Source organism: uncultured Ruegeria sp., assembly GCF_947489545.1.
Taxonomy (GTDB): domain Bacteria; phylum Pseudomonadota; class Alphaproteobacteria; order Rhodobacterales; family Rhodobacteraceae; genus Ruegeria.
This window is the reverse complement of record NZ_CANLDZ010000007.1, coordinates 1-20,621: the sequence shown is the minus strand read 5'-3', so window position 1 is coordinate 20,621 and position 20,621 is coordinate 1. Positions and strand designations below refer to the sequence as shown.

Here is a 20,621-nt window from a genome sequence, read left to right as displayed (position 1 = left end):
TTCAGGCCGCCTTCTCTTGGGATGTAGGGCTGTCATTATGGGACCAGAAATAGACCGTCGCCGGTTCGGGTTCCCAAACACGTGCATCTTCGATACCGGGCAAATTCACCAACGCGCGATACTCGCTGCCAAAGGCTACATATTGATCTGTCTCAGCCATAACGGCCGGCTTGCAGGCAATCGGATCGCGAACAACGCCAAAGCCATCTTTGGTGCCCACAACAAAGGTGAAAAAACCGTCCAGATCATCCAGGCTCGATTGCAGTGCTTCACCCAAAGTGGCGCCGTTCATCATTTTCCATGTCAGATAGGCAGCACCGACCTCGGTGTCGTTCTCGGTCTGGATGGTCACACCCTCGCGGCGCAACTTGCGACGCAAAGAGTTATGGTTGGACAGCGACCCGTTATGAACCAAACACTGGTCTGATCCTGTGTTGAACGGATGCGCACCCATTGTTGTCACGGCGGACTCTGTCGCCATGCGAGTGTGCCCGATCCCATGAGTTCCGGTCATGCCGCTCAGGTTGAAGCGGTCTGCAACATCTTTGGGCAGGCCTACCTCTTTGTAGATCTCGAGATTCTCGCCCCGGCTCATAATGCGCACAGAAGGCCGAATTTCGGCCAGGATGGAGCGTGCGGCTTCAAATTGCCCGGCGGGGATGTCCAACACCGTATGCGTGTCGTTATCCGTCTGCGTCACTGCCACGCCCAAGCCTTTGCCCAGCTCTTCGGCTAACCCGACAAAGTCACTATCGGCATTGGGGGATTGGACGGTGATCTTGGTTTTTCCAATGGAATCTTCACCATAGATGGCAATTCCGGCGCTGTCTGGCCCCCGATCTGTCATCGTGATCAGCATGTCTGTAAGCATATTGCCCAGTTGGGGCGCAAGAGACTGGTCTTTGAGGAATAATCCAACAATTCCGCACATGGCTGGCAGATCTCCTTGTGTGTTTCGTTATGATTCGACGCTACCAACAAAATCGGGGGACATCAATAATCATAGGAAAATAATTTTCCTGAGAGGCAATGGGCGGACTGTCGATTTTCCGCCCATTGCTGGTTTTCAAATCGAGGTCAGTATCGCTCTAACTGCGCCTTCACCTTCTCTTCATCGCCAGTGTGGCGCGCCTTTTCGAGGTGCTCGGCTTCCCGGACAAACTGGATGCGATGCCAGCCGATCCAAAAGATCACACCGATGATGACCATCAGAACCTCGTAACCCTGAAAGGGATAGATTGGTCCAACTTCGGCCAGGTCAACGGCCCAGTCTGAGTATCCATTCGTAGACATAGTGTTCTCCCTTACTTCGCCGCCACGCCACGGGCTGCAAGCTCTTGTTTGTCAGCCTCGATAATTGCTGCTTTGGCGTCCTCGTAGGCATGATGTTCAGCATAATCGAGGCCCTGCAGTTCGACTTCTTCAGGGATGCGCAGAACGCCTGCTGCGGCCTGCATCTTTGCCACGATCCAACCAGGCAGGAAGCCCAGAACGAAGAACATGATGATTGCGCCCGTGATCTGGCCGATCGGATTGATTGCTGCATAGCCTTCATACGGCGAAGACGGCACGCCCCACAGGACAAAGCCAGAAATCACCAATCCGACTACCCCTGCATAACCATGCACCGCAACAGCTCCAACCGCGTCGTCCAGTTTGAACCGGCGTTCGACCCAATAGTGCAGTTTGTACACAATCACGACACCAATTGCGGCAATGATCATCGCCTGAATCGGGTGGTACAGATCATTTCCTGCCGAAGCGGTGATAATGCCAGCAAGTCCACCAGAGAAGGTCCAGAACGCATCACCTTTCGAGATCACATAAGCCGCCATCAACCCGCCAGACAGCGACATCAGGAAATTGAAAGTGATCGCCGAAAGCGTCGTGGGTGCTAGATAGATGTTGGTCGCAGTCCAGGTCGCTCCGGTAATTTGACCGTCGATTACTTCGGGCGAAATTACAGGGACGTTACATGCGGCGTAGAAGCCCCAGAACCCGGTGTAAATCAGAAAAATTCCGATGGTCAGCAGCCATGGATTGTGGGGGGGGATATCACGGGGCGTGCCATCCTTGGCGAATTTGCCCAGGCGTGGACCAAGCACCATTATGACGCCCAACGCGTAACCACCTGCAATCGCGTGAATAACTCCCGATGCATAAGCATCGTGATATCCCAGTACGCGCACCATCCAGCCGCCATAATGCCAACCCCAAGCCGCATCGATGATCCAAAAAACCGATCCAATCAGAACTGCGTGCACCCAAAGGGCCGAAGATCTGATCCGCTCGATCACAGACCCCGAAACAATCGAGGCAGCGGTCCACGAGAACAGCAGGAATGCGGCCCAGAAAACGCCCGTGATTCTATCACCCAGATTTGTGGCCATCGTATCGGCCCAAGGCAAATTCGCAGCACCTGCTTCAGCGTCCAAACCGCCCCAGAACGGAAAGTTCGGAAAGGCCCAGTAGATCCACCATCCGAACAAGAAGAACGTGACCGTCACCAACGGAATGATCATGATGTTTTTCATCAATGTGTGCATATGGTTACGAGCACGGCTGGCGCCGACTTCGTACATGCAAAAGCCCACATGGATGAGGAACATGAAAACGACCGTTACCCAGTAATAGAACTCGGTAAACACGGTCGTGAGCGCGTTTAGATTACCATCCACTTCTCAGTCTCCCTATTGTTGCAGCAGAAGGCATCTCTGCGGACACTTTCCTGCTGGGAAATATTATCCACTCAGGGGACAATTTCATTGATCACCTGTCAATAGATATGTGGGGCAAACATCTTTTAGAGTGGTGTCGCATCGGTGTTCCAGAGGGTTGAATTTAGCCGTAACCCCTTGCTAAGTAACAGATTTCAAGTTCGCGACACTCCCTTATCAGGGTACAAAATTTGAAGGCAAATATTCCCATCAGGAAAAAAATCTGCACTGAGGTGTTGATTTTCGATCTGACATCGGCCTCAATATGGCCAACAAAAGCAACCAACGGGAGACCTGAACCATGGCCATTCTTTGGAGGACGTCGGCCCTTGCGCAGCGCCACGCCGAAATCGGCGGTGAGCTTGAAGACTGGAATGGAATGGGGACCGCATGGTTCTACGACGACAGCCCGGAACGTGCCAAAGCCGATTACGAAGCCATCCGCACCAAAGCCGGTCTGATGGATGTCTCGGGCCTGAAAAAGGTTCATGTCGTGGGCGAAGATGCGGCCTATGTCATTGACCGAGTCACCACGCGTAATGTGGAAAAGATCATGCCGGGTCGGTCGACCTATGCGTCAATCCTGAATGCCGAAGGCAAGTTTGTTGATGACTGCATCATTTATCGCCTGTCGGTGAACACGTGGCTTGTGGTGCACGGCACAGGAACGGGCATGGAGCAGTTGACATCGGTGGCGGCAGGCAAGAACTGCTCGATCATTTTTGACGACGACATGCATGACATGTCGCTGCAGGGACCAGTGGCCGTTGATTTCCTGGCCAAACACATTCCCGGTATTCGCGATCTGGCGTATTTCGGAATCATGCAGACCAAACTCTATGGCTGCCCGGTTATGATATCGCGGACCGGTTACACCGGTGAGCGCGGGTATGAGATCTTCTGCCAAGCTAAACACGCGGTGCATCTGTGGGATAGCATTCTGGCCGAGGGTAAGGATATGGGCATCGTCCCGGTCCAGTTTTCGACGCTCGATCTGCTGCGCACCGAAAGCTACCTGCTGTTCTATCCGGGCGACAATTCGGAAACCTACCCGTTCGACGGCGAAACCTGCGGTGATACGCTGTGGGAGCTGGGCCTGGAATTCACCGTTTCACCCGGGAAAACCGGCTTTATCGGGGCCGAGAACCACTATGCCTCGCAAGGCAAGGAGCGGTTCAAGATCTACGGCGTCAAGCTTGACGGCACTACGCCGGCGGATGAAGGCGCGGACCTGCTTCAAAACGGCGAAAAGGTCGGCGTCGTGACCTTCGGCATGTATTCCGAAATCAACGGGCACAATGTCGGCATCGCGCGGATGCCGGTCGCCTGTGCTTCACCCGGCACCAAGCTGACAGTGCGCAACGGTGATGGGACAGAAATAGCAGCGACTGCGGAAGAGATGCCGTTCTACGATCAGGACAAATCGATCAGAACCGCAAAGGGCTGAGTTTCAGGGGGCGCGACGGACATACCGTGGCGCCCTTCTCCTATTTGAGGGCACAATGTCAAAGTTCGAATTTCCCAAGTCAATCGCAAGCCGCCCGGTCTGGGGCACGCTAGAGGTTCGCCAGGGCGAACATCATCTCATGATCGCCGAGGCCGAAGGGGCCGAAGCCATTCTTGCCATCGCAACACCCGACCTGATGGCCAAAACCCATCTGATCTACATTCCCAAGGGAACGGATTACGTTGAGCGACTGCAAGCACTGAATCCCGCGCAGTTCTACGAAGGTCCGTCCTACGAGGCCTCGCTGCAGCGCATTCGCCGTGTGTTGGAAGACGCGCATATGGGATTGCAGGTTTATCTGACCGGCACCGAAGGTATGATGGGGCAGGCCATGAACGAAGTGATGGCTGTTGGCCTGCCGCACGCCGCAATCCAGACCGAACACCGCGGTTCAGTCGCGCGCCGCATGCAATGCGTGCACTGCAAGGGCATTACCGAAGACGTCGAGATTGACCCCTATGTCTGCGCGCATTGCGGATTGAACCTGTTCGTGCGCGACCACTATTCCCGCCGCCTTGCCGCCTATCAAGGGGTTCGTGTCGACGCCGAAGATCATGGTAACGTGCCCGAGCCGAAGGGGATTTACGAATGAGCGGTGCCGAGAAAATTCAGGTCAAAGTGACCGAAATCACCCCGCTAAACGAGCTGGTGACGCGGTTCCGGTTTGAACGCGTCGACGGAGGGCAATTGCCAACTTTTTCGGGCGGGGCGCATACAGTGGTCGAAATGCAGGATGGTGGCATCACGCGGCTAAATCCGTATTCGCTTATGTCGGATCCGTTCGATCAGTCGTCCTACACCATCTCGGTGCGACGCGATGATGAGGGTCGGGGCGGATCGCTGTTCATGCATCGTCAGGTCAAGCTGGGCGATGAAATGACCATTAGCTACCCAGTCAACCTGTTCTCGCTGGACTTGCGGGCGCGCAAACATCTGTTTCTGGCCGGTGGCATTGGGATCACGCCTTTTCTGGCACAAATCAAACAGCTGGACGTGCTGCATGGCCATTGGGAATTGCACTATGCCTGCCGTAACCATGCGCTCGCTTCATATGCCGACCAACTTACAGACAGATACCCAAACGAGACGCGACTTTATTACGACGACCAGAGCCAGGCGATTGATCTTAAAAACCTTTTAAGCGGCCAGCCTCTGGGCACTCATGTCTACGTCTGTGGTCCCAAAGGCATGATCGATTGGGTGCGCAATACCGCTGCCGCTGAGGGGTGGCCTGTTGACTGCATCCACTACGAAGAATTTCTGGCACCGCAACCTGGCAAACCTTTCGAGGTTCGGTTGGCGAAGTCGGATAAGGTTGTCCATGTAGGTGAGAATGAAAGCCTGCTGGAAGCCATTGAACGCGAAGGCGTCGACGCACCTTATCTGTGCCGCGGCGGCGCCTGTGGCCAATGCGAAACCATGGTGTTGGATCACGATGGCAACTTCGTGCATCGTGACCACTGGTTGACCGCTGAAGAAAAAGCTTCGGGCAAGAAAATCATGCCCTGCGTATCGCGTTTCGAGGGCAAGTCCCTCGAGCTGGACCGCTGAGAGGAAGCCCGACATGACCATTCAATTCAACGACGAATCCTTCCGCGACGATTATACGTTCCACAACTCGGACTGGGCGATCAAACGGTTTCCGTTCCCGTTTCACGAAGACAGCTACATGTATTCTGTCAACATGGAGCAGCATCGGGGCGGTCCCGAGGGATCAGTCTATGAGAAGCGGTTCGATGTGGACGAGCACTACGTCGCGGAAATGAAAGACCGCGCTATGGTTCTGGATCAGGACCCGCTGCGTTGTCAGTCGCTGCCGCATATGACCTTGGCGGGCTGGGACCTACTGGAACTGATCATGGTCAGCAAATCCGAGGATTACCCGGATTTGTTCGAGCTGCATCGCAACGGCAACCAGTGGCGCTGGATCAATAAGCCAATGGGTATTGATCACAGTTTTACCTTCATGGATGAAACCACGCTGCCTTATGGCCCGATGGAGTACATCACCCGGCAGGCGCAAGGTGATTTCGCCGTGCTGGATCAGCGCGACGAGATGCTGTGGATGGACGCCGGCATGGTAACCACACAGGCCGACTGGAGCCTGGATTTCGACATTGGAATGAACTTTTTCGAATGGCATGCGCCAGTTCCGAAAGCCCATGAAATGGGTATTTTCCAGCGGGCCCTGAAGTTCCTGCTGAACATCCAGCAGGGCGCCCCCGCGCGGCGTCTGAATTGGACCATGACGGTGAACCCGCTGCTGGATACCAGCCCTGAAAACTACCACAAGTGGGGCATCCAAAAGACCACGCTGACGCCCGAAAACATCGCCCACAAGCAGCATCTGCGGGTTGAGTTGCAGACGTTCTTCCGTCTGCCGCGCTCCAATGCGCTGGTGTTCCCGATCCGCTGCTATCTGTGCAGTTTTCAGGATCTGATGACGGTGCCGAAATGGGGTCGCCGCCTGCACCGGGTTATTCGTGACCTGCCCGAAGAACTGGCAACCTACAAAGGGTTCATTGATAACAGACCGATGATGCTGGATTACCTCAGCCGGTTTGACGACGGGCTTTCGACCTCACCCGGAATCTGGCCGGATCTGGAAACAGAACCGCCACTGGCGAAGTAGCGGGTGTCATGGCTAGTGTTGAAACTCTGGATAAGGCCCTCTGGAGCGTAGCAGAGGACGACTCTGCTATGTATGACGCGCTTGCTCTGGTGCGGGCGTCTTTTCACTATATGAACGCGCGCATCAACCCACCATCATCAATCCACCATCTGACGGTGGAAGGGATGCAAGAGCATTGCCGGGATGGTGGGGAAATTTGGGCTGTCGGCCGACCGTTATTTGGGTGCATGTTCCTGAAACCCAGAGGCGAGAGCCTGTATTTGAGCAAGCTTGCAGTGCAAGACGGGATGCGTGGACAAGGCGTTGGCCGGGCCCTGGTCGATCATGCAGAACGTCGGGCGCTTTCTCTTGGGCTTCCAGCATTGGAGTTGGAAACACGCGTGGAGCTGACCGAGAACCACCGGGTATTTTCAAGGTTTGGGTTTACGATCGTAGCTACGGGTACGCACGCCGGATTTGATCAACCCACGGAGTTTGTTTTACGCAAGCCTATCAGTTTGCCTGCGGATAACTGATCACGGAGATGTAGCGCGCGGGCAAACTAACCAAACGTTCCGGCCCGTGCGGTGCGTCGGCGTCAAAAAACAGCGTATCGCCAGGCCTAAGTGGATAAATCTGATCCCCGTGGCGATAATCAACCTCGCCTTCCAACATATAGATCGTTTCGATACCGCCATGTTGGAACGTCGGGAAAACGTCGGACTCGGCTGTCAACGTGATCAAGTAGGGTTCGACGATCACTCCAGATCCATTGGCGCCAATATGGCCCAACAGGTTGTATTGGTGGTTGGCACGCGTGCCTTCACGTTCCAGTTCCACACCCTCACCGGCTTTTGTGTGAACGGCTTCCCTGCGTTCTTCGAACTGCCGAAAAAAGCTTGTCAGCGGCACCGACAAGGCATCGGCTAGCAATTGCAGTGTGGTTAACGACGGCGACGTATTGCCGTTTTCGATCTTTGACAGCATACCAATCGACAATCCGGTCAGTTGGGCCAAATCCGCGACGGTGATGTTTTGCTGCTTACGAAAGGCACGTACTTCGCGACCGATGGCAACTTCGAGTACTTTTTCACGTTCGCCTGTCCGAACGGAATGAGGGTCCTGCGTCAGATTTGCCACCACTTCTGTATCGCGTTTTTTCAATTTCATAGGTCCAATGCATTGCTACACGTGTCCGAACTGGTTCTGCAAGCAGGTGCAAGGCATTCCCCTTGCCAATTCGATTTATCTTAGCACCAGTTTTTCCTGATAGTAAAATAATCATGCTGACAGACAAATTATCGGAGCTTGGATTCCTGGCTGTCGGCTAGCTAGCTGACCGTGGTCTTCAAGTTGCTGACTGCAACAAACGAGAGAGACACGACACAGTCGGCATAGGCTTGATCAGCTCGGTTGCCGGTCTTGTAGCCTGACGTCGTCAAACCGACCGGCTCAACCCGTTCGCTGTTTATAATAGGTGTCTTTGTGAACGATCAGCCCGTCGCGGTAGGTCAGGATATCTACACTCAAAAACTCTTCCTTGGATCCATCTTTATGCGTGGCCGTGCGCCGATACTCGCAGTACGCCTTGTTGCCCGCCAGAGCGCAATCCAGCGTCTCCCAATGCACATTCTCGACTTTCTCAAAAAGTCCCGCGAACACGCTGCGGATTGTCTCGGCGCCCTCAAATCGCACACCGTGCGGTTCTGTGCCGACCGCGTGATCGAAAGTCGCATCATCGGCGAAATGCTTCATTACAGCGTCGATGTCATTTGCGTTGAAAGCGTCGCCCACGGAGTCAACGAGGTCTCGGGTCAGAGCAGTCATAGGTTTGGTCCTTTTCCCTGAAGCATGTGACAGGCATAACTAAAGAACGGGCTTGTCGGATCGACGAGCACGTTCAATTCGTCGAAATGATCGACATCGGGCACCGTATAAAGGCCAACGGATCGCTTCGCGCCCCCATAGGCCTGCACATACATACATGCCTGACGGTGAAATTCATCCGTCTCGGCGCCGCCGACCACAACCAGCTGTGGTGCGTTGGTGACCGGTGGATGGTTGACCATCGGGCTCTCAGCCTCAGCCTCGGCCGGGTCCATCCGAATGCCCGCATTCAGGGCTTCGGTCAGGCGCACAGGTTCCAGGTAACTGAGGGGTGAGACAGGGATGCCCGCCTTGATCAGGTCGCTTGGCAAATTCGCCCCAAAGGCAGGCCAATCGGTCGCCATCATCATCTGGGTGATATGGCCCCCCGCAGAATGCCCCATCACGGTTATGCGGTGGCGGTTGATCCCCAGGTCGCTTGCGTTCTGCCAGATAAACGCCATCGCCTCACGTGCTTCTTGCGAGATCCGTGTGATTGTGACGGAAGGACACAGATCATAGCCCACGATCACGACATTGACATCGGCGGCGACGAATGGCGTTGCAATGAAGCTGTAGATGGATTTGTCGCCGCGTTGCCAATACCCGCCATGAAAATAGACCAGTGTCGGGGCCGACGCGTTGCCACAACGGAACACATCCAGTTTCTGGTTGGCACCATCGCCGTAGTGGATGTCCAGGCTGCAATCGAGCATGTTGCGCGCGGCTTCACTATCGGCACTCCACCCCGGAATGACCGTCTCTTCATAATCCGGCCGACCGGCGCGCAGGTTGTATTGCTCATCGAACTCAGCAGGCGTGAACCGGGTGTGATAAGTCAGATGATCGCTCATCCCAAAGCCTCCGGTTGTGACGCACCGAAAAAGCTGCCGCGGCAATAGACAAGAGGTGGAACAGGCGTATGTGTGTAGCTTGTGACGCGGCCCAAAAGGATTTCGTGATCACCCGCATCCATGCGGCCGTGCACCTCACAATCCAGATGCGCCGAAGCGCCCGGCAGGATCGGGGCCGCATGACCCGTGGTCCAGTCGGTGTCGGTAAACCGATTCTCCACATCGCTGGCGAAATGCAGTGCCAGAATCTGTTGTTCCGCGGATAAGATGTTCACTGCAAAGTGGTTGGACCCTGACAGGGTTGGGAACACGCGACCGGATTTCGCAATACAGACTGAAATCACCGGTGGCTCGAGTGACACCGACGTAAAGGAATTGGCGGTCAGGCCCCAGGGCTGATCATCGGCATCAAAGGCTGTCACAATGGTGACACCCGTCGGAAAAGACCCAAGCGCGCGTCGATAGTCGCGGATATCCATTAGACCACTCCTTCACTTGCGCAGGCTTTTTCCAAAGCCGCCCACTCATCCGGATTCGTTCCAAAACGGCGCATTACATGATCCTGATAAGAAGGGCGTTCCGCCAATCGCTGGTACCACGCATACACGTTTGGTAGCGCAGGGCGTTCAACGTCCACGTTGAAGTAGCGATAAGCAATGCAGCCAAGAGGGATGTCGCCCATGGTAAATGCGTCACCACACACAAACGGCTGGTTGGCCAGATGCCCGTCCAGAATGGTCAGAGCCTCGTGCGCCTGATCACGCAGTTCGGCGATTTTTGCGATGTCTCGCTGATCGGGTTGCGTGCGCACAGTGGCAAAGAAGAGGTAAATCACGGGCGAGAACGCACGGCTCGCCGACCACTCCATCCATTGATCAGCAAGCGCACGGGTCCGGAGGTCGGACGGGCTGAGCGTGCCAGCACCGTAACGGTCACACAGGTAGCGCACGATCGAGAGGCTCTCCCACAAAGGAAAGTCGCCATCGCGGATCGCGGGGATCATGCGATTGGGATTGAGTTTCGCATAGGCCTCGGTATCTAGTTTGCCAAAGCTCCCGCCGGCCAATTGAAGGGTGTAGTCCAACCCCAGTTCGTTTGCGGTCCAGATCACCGGGATCACGTTGGACGAATACGGGCGTCCCCAGATTTCAAGCATGTTGCAGCACCCGTTTTTCTGCGATCGACTGTGTGCCGAACTTCGGCACGACATGCTCGAACAGACGGTCCCAGCTTGCGAGGATCTTCTCGTAGGGCACGCCGGTGTACTGCTGCATCAACATCAGATGATCAAGGCCGATGGTCTCCTGCTTCTCGGCAAAACGCTCTGCCACATAGGCTGCATCGCCAACAACGATGATCCCACGCTTGTTAAGGAAGTCGAACCAGTCCATCGCCTCATCCTCGGGTGTCATCTCTTCACCGACATCAAGATAGCCATGTTTGGTCCATTCTCCTGCCGGGCGCGAGCCACCGAGGAATTCATAATAGGCATTTATAGCGGGACGGATCGTTTCAACTGCTTCGTCCCTGCTCTCTCCCACATAGAATGCTGTGCATACGCCCACACCCTCACCCAGTTTCACGTCGCGCCCTTCGCGCTGTGACAAGGCTTCGCGGTAAGGCTCCCAGCAAGCGAGTGTGCGTTTGGGCCCAGAGGACATGGAAATCACGCCCCAGCCTTTCTCTCCGGCAAGTTTGAAGGTGGGTGGCGCGTTGGACATCAGCCAAACTGGCGGGTGGCCGTTCTGATAGGGTCGCGGATGCAAATACATCGCTTTGTATTCGCCATCGTCCGTGTGATAGCGCGGATCAAGCGGTTCAAAAAAGCGGTTGGTCTCTGTCCAGCCGGGGACCGGAAACTGATAGAATTCGCCCTTGTGAGTAAACGCTTCATTCGTCCAGGCCTTCAGAATAACCTCAAGGCTTTCCTGATACAGACGCATCACCTTGTCATTGTCCCGGCGATCCGCATCCTTGTTGAACTGCAGGGTCGCGCGTTCGTTTATGCCCTTCGCCACGCCAAAATCCACGCGGCCGAGGGTCATGTTGTCCAGCATCGCCACATCTTCCGCCACGCGCAGCGGATGCCAGTCGGGTAAAACAATCGGAGCCGTCCCCACCCGCAGTTTTTTGCAATGCGCCGCAACATGGGTGCACATCTGGATCGGATTGGGCGGGGCATTCATATAGCCGTTGTGGGCAAAGTGATGTTCGGTGAACCATGCGGTCGTAAACCCGGCCTGCTCGGCCAGTGCGCATTGTTCGATGATCATTTCCAGTGTGCGAGTCCAAGGAATCGTCTCTCCGGGGCTGAAATTCGCGATCAAATCAAAGCGCATGACGTCCTCCCAAACAGTCGCGATCGGTTGAATATTTTCTCAGTTTTAAACTAGATTGAATTTTGCTCGAAAAATCAACCTGAATCTTCTATACCGACAATATGGATACAGACCTTTCACAGACGGATGCCGGGCAGCTTGGCAGCGAAATCCGGGAAGTGCGCAAAGCACGCGGGCTTACACTGAATGATCTTTCGGCCGCTGTGTCATGTTCCACGGCCTACCTCAGTCGGATCGAGCTTGGCTCTGCGAAGGTATCATCAGATCTTTTGCAAGAAATCAGTGCGGCCCTTTCGGTTGACCCCAACTGGTTCTTTCCCAAACAATCGGGAAACGGTCCACTCGAGCGAAAGCACGTCGTCCGCGCCGAAAACCGTCGGGCATTGTCGGGGATGTATACACGGACCGCCGAAGAACTCGGCTTCGAAGATGAACTGCTTTCAAGCACATTGTCAGGTCAATGCTATCTGATCCTGTCTCGTTTTCGCCCAGGCGCAGGCACACCACCTGACCCCCTGGAGGGCTACACATTCGAGGGCGAGCAACATGCAATTGTTTTGACCGGAGAAGTCGAACTGCGCCTTGGCGAAGAGATCATAGTCCTGCGCGAAGGCGACAGCTTTTCCTACCCTTCCATGATCGCGCATCGGTTTCGAAACCGTACCAAGAAGGAGGCGACAATGGTTTGGGCGATGTCGCCAATCAGGATCAGCTGGTGAGGAATTCAGAATTCTAACGCGACTCAAAACGGATCGGCGCGGTCAACACGCACGCAGGACTCAGGTTAGCCCAAGCGTGAAGTTTGCGATACACCTGACCAATAGGCCCAGCTTGGCTTTTCAGGCATCCGATTGAGATGAGAATCACCTGATTCAAAGGCTGCTAATGCTTGGCGACACTGGCATGAGATACGTTCCGGGCGATCCAACGGAAAGAACTAAGCACAAAAGCAAGATGCAATCTGACGTTGAATCGCGTCACCCCCAAGCACAAGTTAAGAAAGAGCGGCAACTGTGGTCAGAATCCGCCTCAAACATGTCCATAAATGGGGGGAAATAAGGCAATTTTAAGTACTTCCCCAGCGGCCTTGACTGAACTTCCAGTAAACAGCTACGTGATTAACAAATCATGAGGGTTGCTTCAGTTTTTTGAAATTCCTCTCAGTGAAATGAAGAACAATAATCTAGAGTTTGAGGGTAGGAAAATGTTTAATCAGGTCCTGAAAAATGCTTCTGGTGCGTTGATGTTTTCCGTTGCGACCATGGCAAATGCTGAAACTGTTCAGTTGAACAGTTTGGATGGTGGAATGACGCTAACCGGAGAGCTTATTGACTTCGATGGTGCCAACTACGAGCTCCGAACAGTGGTAGGTACAATTTCAGTCGACGCCTTCAAAGTCGAATGCATCGGCGAGGCTTGCCCCGACCGGAACGAAGGTCCGGTGGAATATGGTATTTCTGGCTCTTCTCGCTTGGTGGACGTTCTTTTTGCCGATCTCACCGTGCAATTCGGAGAGGAAATCGGCGGCGCGGCTTTGCGTTCTCAGGAAGAAGGCGTCGATAAACTTCTGCTTCGCAACGAACTAGGCGAGTTTTTGGCCGAAGTCTCCTTGATGGGTGGTGATTCCACCGACGGTATTAAGCAGCTGGTCGATGGAAACTCAGCACTGGCTGTGGCCACACGCCCTGCTCAACCCGACGAGCTTGCGAGCGCATCGCAGGCCGGGCTTGGGGATATGACCACAACTGAAAACCAGAAGATTTTTGCGCTGGATGGCTTGGTTGTCATTACATCACAAAGTAACCCTTTGCGGGCAATCGCCGAGCAGGATTTAGCGCGGATATTCTCCGGAGCCATTTCAAATTGGAAGCAGATTGGTGGGCCCGATGCCCCGATCCAGCTATACATGCGCGCGCCTGACAGCGGAACTGGGTTGGTTTTCAGTGACCTGATCATGAATCCCGCCGGGGCAACCTACTCGAACGAGATGAGCCTCTTTGAAACAGACACAGAATTGGCAGCGGCGGTTGCCGCTGATCCACTTGGCATAGGGATTACCAGCCTAGCAAGTGCCGATGAAGCCAAGGTTCTCGCAATTCGCGGTGTTTGTGGCATCCAGGTTCCTGCGACCCCATTCACCATCAAAACAGAAGAATACCCTCTAAGCCGGCGCTTGTATGCTTATACCGGCGACACGGTGCCAGCACAGCTGAGCCGTTTCATGCAATTCCTCGAAAGCGAAAAAGCGCAAGAGACAATTGATGCTTCAGGGTTTGTGTCGCTTGGTGAATCCCTGCAAGGCCCGAATGAACAGGGGTTACGGTATCTTGGCGCAGTTATGCCAACTGATGCAGAGGTCACTCTGAAGCAGTTGCGGGAAATGTCGGCTGAGCTGTCCGGTGCCGATCGTAGCTCAATCACCTTTCGTTTTGCATTCGGATCTTCCCGTCTGGATTCCCGTGCACAGGACGACATAACGCGTCTTGCTTCTTTGCTTGCCAAGGAAGAAACCACAAACAAGGAGCTTCTGCTGATCGGGTACACGGACTCTGTCGGAGCGGGTAAATCCAACCGTTCGCTCAGCCAGCAGCGTGCCAAACAGGTCAACGACGCCTTGTTGCAAGCAGCGCCTGCCAACAGCCTGGATGGGCTAACGATCCGCACTCTGGGTTATGGCGAGATCTCGCCGCTAAGCTGCAATGACACCGAGAATGGCCGCCGTATCAATCGCCGTGTGGAAGTTTGGCTACGGGACATCGTCGCGACATCCCAGTAGCGAGGCGCCAACTCAGCTTCGGCACCGGGATAGAACGGTCAGTGACCAAGACGATAATTCAATGGAGTAACGTAGTATGAGAATGCTCGCAATTTTGGCCAATGTTTTCCTACTGCACCTGTCAGGGACGGCTGTCGCACAGGAAGAGCCGTATAATACCGCTGTAGAAAGTTGGTTAAACGGCAGCGAGGCCGAAGGCCTGCAGGGTTTGTCGGAAGCGGCCAGTCAGGGTAACAGTTCGGCGCAGATGATCCTCGGTCAGATTGATCGCGACACGGTACCGGGTGGGTTTTCCGACTATTTGATTGACCATCCGGGACGCGACCAACTTCTGCGCGCGCCGGATCCCGACAAGGGAACCGTAAACTGGTTGCTTGCTCTGAGCGACCCTGCCCTGAAAGCAAACGGTGAGGCCGTCTTTGGGTATCGGGTTGGTCGCCAGCCGATAAGCAACGCGATAGCGTTGCAATCTCATGGTGAGGTTGAAGGTGCTGAGTATGTATTGTGGAATACACTGAACAACGGCCGTTTTGACTTGATCAATTCCATGCCTGCAGAAAACTACGGCCTGTCCGAAGCTGGTTTTCTCAAGTGGATCGAAGCGTATATGGCGCGGGAAAACAAGGCAATCACGATGCGCGCCTTTGTGGAAGAGGCCAATCCCAAGCGGGTCTCAGGGTTGTTGGGTCTGAAACGGCTGGCGCGGCTGCTGAATCTCAATCAGCATTTTTCCGACGAAGCAAACCAGTTCACGACGGTTATGCTTGGCCGCGGCTCGGATTTGCCGGAAAGTGTCAATTTGGTTCGCTTGAACGAAAACATTTCCCGCATCAGTGAAACCGATAGTTACCTGAATATCGTCAAGCGCTACTGTGAGTCCTGTGAAGGGGACACCGTTGACTACGATTGCGTGGTGCAGGCTTTGGAAATTGCAGGAGGCTATAAGACTTTGATGTCGATCCGCACCCCTGTTGAGACCTCGATTGATCAGGCCACATTCATGAATTCTAAACGCCCGGTCGAAATCTTCTCGCAGTTGGTGAACAATATGCGCCGCTATTACTCTCGCGACATTCGGTCATCCTGTATCGCCGCCAATCTAAAAGCCAAACTGTAGCAGGCTGCTGAAACGACAAGGCTTGTTCGGGTCATCATATGTTCGCAGACACCGGGAACCTTTGCCTGATCAACTCATCCGTGCAATGGTTCCGGATCCGGTAAATTAGGAGTTAAACGTTTGTATGTCCTGACATCTCTACGCTGACCAACTTGGATCCAACAAAGTGTCTTCTGGAAATCATGGTTTGAACAGATTCGCTTAAAGATTGTGTTTAACAGAGAAGCTTTCTTGTGATCGGAATTTGAGTAATTCCTGATGCGATAAAGGATGAAAAACGGACGGGACGAGGCATGGGCAACGTAATGAAACTTGTAACCACTGGTCATGAAGATACCGGTCAGATGACCGGAGCCTCTCCCGCAGATGATCTCCCTGCAGGTACCGAGCTGTTGCATGGCCAGTATAAGATTGATCACTATCTGAACAGCGGCGGCTTCGGTATCACTTATCTGGCCTCTGACAGTCTCAACCGCAAGGTGGTGATCAAAGAGTGCTTTCCGGCCATGTTCGCCCGCCGGCAAAACGTGTTGGTGCAGGCACGTGTTCAAAAGCACAAGGAAGATCTTCGCCAGATTGTACGACATTTCATCCAAGAGGCGCAGCGCCTTGCAAGTATGGATCATCCCAATATCGTTGGCGTACACCAGGTCTTTGAAGACAACGACACTGCCTATATGGCACTAGATTTCATCGAAGGCCCGGATCTTCTAGACGCAATCGAAGACACCGGCACACGGCTGGACGAAGCCGACGTTATGTCAATCCTACGGCAAATTCTGGATGCGGTAGCATATATGCACAAGCAGGGGATGCTGCATCGGGACATCTCGCCAGACAACATCCTGATCGGACCGGACAAGATACCTGTCTTGATTGATTTCGGTGCCGCACGTGAGCAGGCCAGAAAAACAAACCGTGTTCTGTCCGCCCTGCGCGCAGTCAAGGACGGCTATTCACCACAGGAATTTTACGTAACTGACGGCGTTCAGGGACCGTTTAGCGACCTCTATGCCTTGGCGGCATCATTCTATCATGTGATCACCGGAGAGCGAGCACCAGATAGCCAGACCCGGGTCTCTGCGATTGCCGAGCGGAAGCCCGATCCCTGCAAACTCCTTCAGGGGCGCTTTGACAAATATGATGACGTTTTTCTCGAGGCGCTCGACAAGGCCATGTCGGCCATGCCAAAGGATCGCTTTCAAACCGCTGATGAATGGCTTGAGGCGATAGACCACTTGGCTGAACCCCCAGCGGTAGAGCAAGATGTTAAGGTTGCGGTCTCTTCATCCGGGGGAAACAAGCGCGTTGCGATAGGCGGCGGACTGCTTGCTCTTGGAGTTGTCGGCGCCGTAGTCGGGGTTCTGGCCAGCGGAGTGTTTTCGTCAGCCCCCGAACCACAGATCACACAAGAGGACATATTGGCTGCTGAAGCCGAAGCCCGGGCCCAAGCTGAGGTCGAAGCAGCGGCAGCGGCAGAAGCAATAGCAGATGCCACTGCGCGCGCCGCAGAAGCCGAAGCGCGTCTGGCCCAAGCAGAAGCGCGCGCGCAGGCAGAGACCACGGCACGCGCGCAGGCCGAAGCGGCCGCCCAGGCGGCGGCCCAAGCCGAAGCAGAAGCCCGCGCCAAAGCAGCAACCGAAGCCGAAGCCCGTGCGCAGGCAGAGGCCGAAGCGGCCGCTCAGGCGGCGGCCCAAGCCGAAGCAGAAGCCCGCGCCAAAGCGGCGGTCGAAGCACAAGCCCGTGCGCAGGCCGAAGTGGAGGCCGCGTCTAAAGCGGCGGCAGAGGCGCAAGCCCGAGCGCAGGCAGAGGTCGAAGCGGCCGCAAAGGCAGCGGCAGAGGCTGAGGCTGAAGCCCGCCTACAAGCCGAGCTCGAAGCGGCCGCCAAAGTGGAAGCCGAAAACATAGCTCAGGCGAATGTCGAAGCCGAAGTTGATACAACCACACAACCCCTTCAGGATTTAGAACCAACCTCGATAGAATCGGAATGGAAGGTTCTTCTGCCTTTCGTGGCATCAGCGGATAATCCCAATACCGTGGAATACGTAACCGCCGAGGCCCCGGCATGGGTTTACGCGGGGCTACGTGTTGACGCGGTCAATGGGACCAAAATCAATGATCTAAATTCCATTAGTGACATTCTGCTTCAATCAGGGGCTACCCCTTCGCAGGAAGGCACCTTGGGTGTTACCTTGGGGCTTTCTAATCCTCGAGACGGTGTCGAAGTGCGGGAAGTTATCCTGGGTGTCGTACAAGACACGATCTTGTCGAATGGTGTTATGTTTCAATCCCAATATGCTGAAAACGGTAAGTGGGTTACAAGCGTGGTTCACGTCCCAGATGATGTCGGCCCGGGCACAACTCTGAAACCAGATGATCAGCTGACAGCCTATTTTCCAACAGATGAAAGTATCGATGGACAAGACACGATTGCCGATCTTTTGCGAGCAGGATCGCGTGACGGTCAGACGGACTTCAAGTTCACTGTCAGAAGAGGTGCTTCTTTGTGGCTGGCGGATCTACACTACGAAGGTACAAACTAGGTAGTGGATGCGCACCAGCCAGTATAGTCCCCACATCTGCTTCGCCTCCTATGCAGCGGTTTCCAAGCGAAACAACATCAGCGTTCGGACTGTCGAGCGTCATATCTCGATATTAGTGGAGTTTGGATTTCTCCGATGCGCAATGCAATTGCGCACCTTAGGCACCCCGAGACCAGATTTGTCAGTTGAGTGGGGTCTGCAGTCGCTGTGCTGACAAAAGCATTAGCAAACGACGATGCCACCAAAGATCACTTCTAAGTTTTGCGACAGATCTGACCAAGCCCTCTTGGCTTCGCAAAGGCGATTTTTCTTTCGACCTATCTTAATCAGAGAATCCCGGACCTTTGTCCTTCGTCGACCTCAACCCGCCAATCAGGTACATCGTTGATCAACATTAATGCAGCACGACGCAGCGTGGCGCGTATTCTCTCGACAACTGGCCCGTCCAAACCACAATCCGCTAAGGCAGCATCAAAGGTTTCAAGCCAAAGCTCTGCATCCGCTTCCCGAATGGGCACATGCGCATGAATCTCGCGCAGGTCCATGTGGCCGAACCGTTCGCGGTAATAGGCGCGGCCGCCCAGAAACCCGCTGAGAAATTCAAACTGTGCCGGTCTGGTATGATTTAGCCCGTGACCGCGAAAGTGAAGCCTATGCAAAGACTGCACCGCCGGGTCAGTCTCCATCCGATCATAAAATCGCTCGACAAGAACCCGCAGTTGGCCTTCGCCGCCCAGTTGTTCCAAAGCTGATGACATATCCAGCTTCTCCAAGTCTTTACCGTCAATTATGTTGCATAACAGGAAAATAAGTTTATCAACAGTGACATGTTGGCGCGACTGATATCATTGATCGGCAACAGGTTGATCGGTTCGAAACTACCACGTGCGATGACCGCATGAGCGCTCTTTTACTTGGGTTGCTGGCAGCATTGTGCTGGGGGATTCACGATCTGTCGGTCCGATATATCAGCCAGTCCGTCAGCGTCATTGCATCGCTCATGGCCGTTTTGGTTTTCGGTGCGATTCTGCAGTTCGCTCTGGTAGCAGCTTGGGGTGACTTCGGCCCAATGTCCGGCGTTGCGGTCTCTTTTGCGATCGCAACGGGTGGGTTTTATCTTCTGGCCGGCCTCAGCATGTATGCCGCGTTTCAGCGTGGACCGGTACGTTTGGTAGCTCCGCTTGTTGCAAGCTACCCGGTCTTGTCGGTCACGCTTGCAATATGGCGCGGATCGACGGTCAGTGTCTGGCATTGGCTAGCCGTGATTGCGATCGGTGTCGGTGTGTCCATCGTCGCCGCGCAGTCCGACGACACAGACACGACCTACCCTGCGCCCGGCCCTACGATTGCCCTGTCATTGCTTGCAGCAGTCGGGTTCGCTGCGGCTTTTGCCTTGGGTCAATATGCAACAGAGATCAGCGATGAATATACCGTTTCACTGATCGGGCGGCTGACGGCAATCTTCGTTCTGACCACGATCGCGCTCATCTCAGGCAAGTCGATCTGGCCCGGGGTGCAGGCGTTGCCTCTGCTATGTTTGATGGGCCTGTTAGACGCGGTCGCCATTCTCAGTGTTGTAGCTGCCGGTGGATTGCCAAATGCCCAGTACGCTTCTGTCGCAGCCTCGGTTTTTGGCTTACTTACCGTCGTTCTTGCATGGGCGGTTCTGAAGGAAAACATGGCTCCACGCCAATGGCTTGGGTGTGGCGTTGCTTTTGCGGGAATTGGCTATCTCGCGATGTGAGCATCGCATCTGCATATCACTTTCCCATGTGTTTGGTGGGCCGAAATCGCACTGTTTAACAAGAACTCAATCTCACCCGGACGCACTGGTCCAACACCATGCCATGCTCCGGGACGAATGAGATCCTTGTACGATTGTAGCTGCCGCCGAATACTCCGCACATTTATATGCACCGGTGCGTCCGGAAGCAAAAGAACGGCAAACACATCGGCAGCAGCGTCAAGCTCTTTCATGTTGGCGTAGCAGTCCTCAATTGCCATGCCCTGCCCCCAAACCTGCTGATCTACAGGCATTCCCAGACGCGTTGCGCGCAGCACCAAAGCGCGGGATCGGATAGCATTGGATTTTGAAGACCCAATCGAAACGATCACCATGCGTGTGTTGCGGCCTGCAATATGCCAATACCGTGATACCGCAGGATGAGAAAACATGCTGCCGCCAGTGAATTGGGCGGCGGCAGCGGCACTCACGCCGTTAGTCCTTCGGGTTCTGGTAGTTTGTTTGCGCGGCATGCTGCGGTTAGTGTGTTGGCGAGGAGGCATGCGAT

At 54.6% G+C, this 20,621-nt stretch carries 21 protein-coding genes; 10 read left to right on the top strand and 11 right to left on the bottom strand.

All coding sequences use genetic code 11. The annotated features are described in order from the left end of the window. Position 1: 1 nt before the first annotated feature. The 3 genes from Q1B13_RS11515 to Q1B13_RS11505 form a co-directional block, all read right to left on the bottom strand. The gene (locus Q1B13_RS11515; protein WP_298935166.1) at positions 2 to 931 is read right to left on the bottom strand and encodes a glutamine amidotransferase family protein; all 930 of its coding nucleotides are present in this window, start codon (positions 929 to 931) and stop codon (positions 2 to 4) included. Positions 932 to 1,077: 146 nt separating this feature from the next. Next, positions 1,078 to 1,293 (bottom strand): hypothetical protein, encoded by a 216-nt coding sequence (locus Q1B13_RS11510; protein ID WP_298935167.1) that lies wholly within the window; start codon positions 1,291 to 1,293, stop codon positions 1,078 to 1,080. A gap of 11 nt (positions 1,294 to 1,304) precedes the next feature. Further along, entirely contained in the window at positions 1,305 to 2,678 is a 1,374-nt protein-coding gene (locus tag Q1B13_RS11505; RefSeq protein ID WP_299080496.1) for an ammonium transporter, read from the bottom strand. A 340-nt stretch (positions 2,679 to 3,018) separates the two neighbouring features. Between Q1B13_RS11505 and Q1B13_RS11500 the strand changes: the two genes are divergently transcribed. From Q1B13_RS11500 to Q1B13_RS11480, 5 genes are read left to right on the top strand one after another with little or no spacing between them, the layout of a single operon-like run. Beyond that, complete coding sequence (locus Q1B13_RS11500; RefSeq protein WP_299080499.1) at positions 3,019 to 4,164, top strand: aminomethyltransferase family protein; 1,146 nt, start codon at positions 3,019 to 3,021, stop codon at positions 4,162 to 4,164. A gap of 55 nt (positions 4,165 to 4,219) precedes the next feature. Then, positions 4,220 to 4,816 carry a dimethylamine monooxygenase subunit DmmA family protein gene (locus Q1B13_RS11495; RefSeq protein ID WP_299080502.1) on the top strand — a complete coding sequence of 199 codons (597 nt, stop codon included), beginning with the start codon at positions 4,220 to 4,222 and terminating at the stop codon, positions 4,814 to 4,816. Further along, entirely contained in the window at positions 4,813 to 5,775 is a 963-nt protein-coding gene (locus tag Q1B13_RS11490) for a PDR/VanB family oxidoreductase (protein WP_299080505.1), read from the top strand. Before Q1B13_RS11495 ends, Q1B13_RS11490 begins: the two co-directional genes overlap by 4 nt. A gap of 13 nt (positions 5,776 to 5,788) precedes the next feature. Further along, a complete protein-coding gene (locus tag Q1B13_RS11485; protein WP_299080508.1) occupies positions 5,789 to 6,856 on the top strand; it encodes a DUF3445 domain-containing protein in 1,068 nt (355 codons plus the stop codon). Between the two features lie 8 nt (positions 6,857 to 6,864). Continuing rightward, the gene (locus Q1B13_RS11480; protein ID WP_298935173.1) at positions 6,865 to 7,371 is read left to right on the top strand and encodes an N-acetyltransferase; all 507 of its coding nucleotides are present in this window, start codon (positions 6,865 to 6,867) and stop codon (positions 7,369 to 7,371) included. On the opposite strand, the gene Q1B13_RS11475 is transcribed toward Q1B13_RS11480, so the two are convergent. The 6 genes from Q1B13_RS11475 to Q1B13_RS11450 all read right to left on the bottom strand — a co-directional run bounded on the left by Q1B13_RS11475 (position 7,349) and on the right by Q1B13_RS11450 (position 11,894). Then, complete coding sequence (locus tag Q1B13_RS11475) at positions 7,349 to 8,005, bottom strand: XRE family transcriptional regulator (RefSeq protein WP_299080511.1); 657 nt, start codon at positions 8,003 to 8,005, stop codon at positions 7,349 to 7,351. The two genes, Q1B13_RS11480 and Q1B13_RS11475, sit on opposite strands and share 23 nt — an antisense overlap. 282 nt (positions 8,006 to 8,287) lie before the next feature. Beyond that, the gene (locus tag Q1B13_RS11470; RefSeq protein WP_299080513.1) at positions 8,288 to 8,662 is read right to left on the bottom strand and encodes a nuclear transport factor 2 family protein; all 375 of its coding nucleotides are present in this window, start codon (positions 8,660 to 8,662) and stop codon (positions 8,288 to 8,290) included. Next, the gene (locus Q1B13_RS11465) at positions 8,659 to 9,555 is read right to left on the bottom strand and encodes an alpha/beta hydrolase (protein ID WP_299080515.1); all 897 of its coding nucleotides are present in this window, start codon (positions 9,553 to 9,555) and stop codon (positions 8,659 to 8,661) included. The genes Q1B13_RS11470 and Q1B13_RS11465 overlap by 4 nt, the downstream gene beginning before the upstream one ends. Beyond that, the gene (locus Q1B13_RS11460) at positions 9,552 to 10,034 is read right to left on the bottom strand and encodes a flavin reductase family protein (protein WP_299080518.1); all 483 of its coding nucleotides are present in this window, start codon (positions 10,032 to 10,034) and stop codon (positions 9,552 to 9,554) included. The genes Q1B13_RS11465 and Q1B13_RS11460 overlap by 4 nt, the downstream gene beginning before the upstream one ends. Continuing rightward, positions 10,034 to 10,711, bottom strand: coding sequence for a glutathione S-transferase family protein (locus Q1B13_RS11455; protein ID WP_299080521.1), 678 nt, complete (start codon positions 10,709 to 10,711; stop codon positions 10,034 to 10,036). The genes Q1B13_RS11460 and Q1B13_RS11455 overlap by 1 nt, the downstream gene beginning before the upstream one ends. Then, positions 10,704 to 11,894 carry an LLM class flavin-dependent oxidoreductase gene (locus Q1B13_RS11450; RefSeq protein WP_299080524.1) on the bottom strand — a complete coding sequence of 397 codons (1,191 nt, stop codon included), beginning with the start codon at positions 11,892 to 11,894 and terminating at the stop codon, positions 10,704 to 10,706. Before Q1B13_RS11450 ends, Q1B13_RS11455 begins: the two co-directional genes overlap by 8 nt. A 101-nt stretch (positions 11,895 to 11,995) precedes the next feature. On the opposite strand from Q1B13_RS11450, the gene Q1B13_RS11445 reads away from it, so the two are divergent. The 4 genes from Q1B13_RS11445 (at position 11,996) to Q1B13_RS11430 (ending at position 18,330) form a co-directional block, all read left to right on the top strand. Continuing rightward, positions 11,996 to 12,613, top strand: a complete 618-nt coding sequence (locus Q1B13_RS11445; RefSeq protein ID WP_299080527.1) for an XRE family transcriptional regulator — start codon at positions 11,996 to 11,998, stop codon at positions 12,611 to 12,613. Between the two features lie 485 nt (positions 12,614 to 13,098). After that, entirely contained in the window at positions 13,099 to 14,670 is a 1,572-nt protein-coding gene (locus Q1B13_RS11440) for a phosphate ABC transporter substrate-binding/OmpA family protein (RefSeq protein ID WP_299080530.1), read from the top strand. A gap of 76 nt (positions 14,671 to 14,746) precedes the next feature. Further along, complete coding sequence (locus Q1B13_RS11435; RefSeq protein ID WP_298935182.1) at positions 14,747 to 15,787, top strand: hypothetical protein; 1,041 nt, start codon at positions 14,747 to 14,749, stop codon at positions 15,785 to 15,787. A 305-nt stretch (positions 15,788 to 16,092) separates the two neighbouring features. Next, positions 16,093 to 18,330, top strand: coding sequence for a serine/threonine-protein kinase (locus Q1B13_RS11430; RefSeq protein WP_299080532.1), 2,238 nt, complete (start codon positions 16,093 to 16,095; stop codon positions 18,328 to 18,330). Between the two features lie 326 nt (positions 18,331 to 18,656). Here Q1B13_RS11430 and Q1B13_RS11425 read toward each other — a convergent pair whose 3' ends face one another. After that, the gene (locus tag Q1B13_RS11425; RefSeq protein ID WP_299080535.1) at positions 18,657 to 19,088 is read right to left on the bottom strand and encodes a group II truncated hemoglobin; all 432 of its coding nucleotides are present in this window, start codon (positions 19,086 to 19,088) and stop codon (positions 18,657 to 18,659) included. Positions 19,089 to 19,228: 140 nt separating this feature from the next. On the opposite strand from Q1B13_RS11425, the gene Q1B13_RS11420 reads away from it, so the two are divergent. Then, positions 19,229 to 20,074 (top strand): DMT family transporter, encoded by an 846-nt coding sequence (locus Q1B13_RS11420; RefSeq protein ID WP_299080538.1) that lies wholly within the window; start codon positions 19,229 to 19,231, stop codon positions 20,072 to 20,074. On the opposite strand, the gene Q1B13_RS11415 is transcribed toward Q1B13_RS11420, so the two are convergent. Further along, positions 20,059 to 20,544, bottom strand: a complete 486-nt coding sequence (locus Q1B13_RS11415; protein WP_299080541.1) for a hypothetical protein — start codon at positions 20,542 to 20,544, stop codon at positions 20,059 to 20,061. The genes Q1B13_RS11420 and Q1B13_RS11415 overlap by 16 nt on opposite strands. Positions 20,545 to 20,621 lie beyond the last annotated feature (77 nt).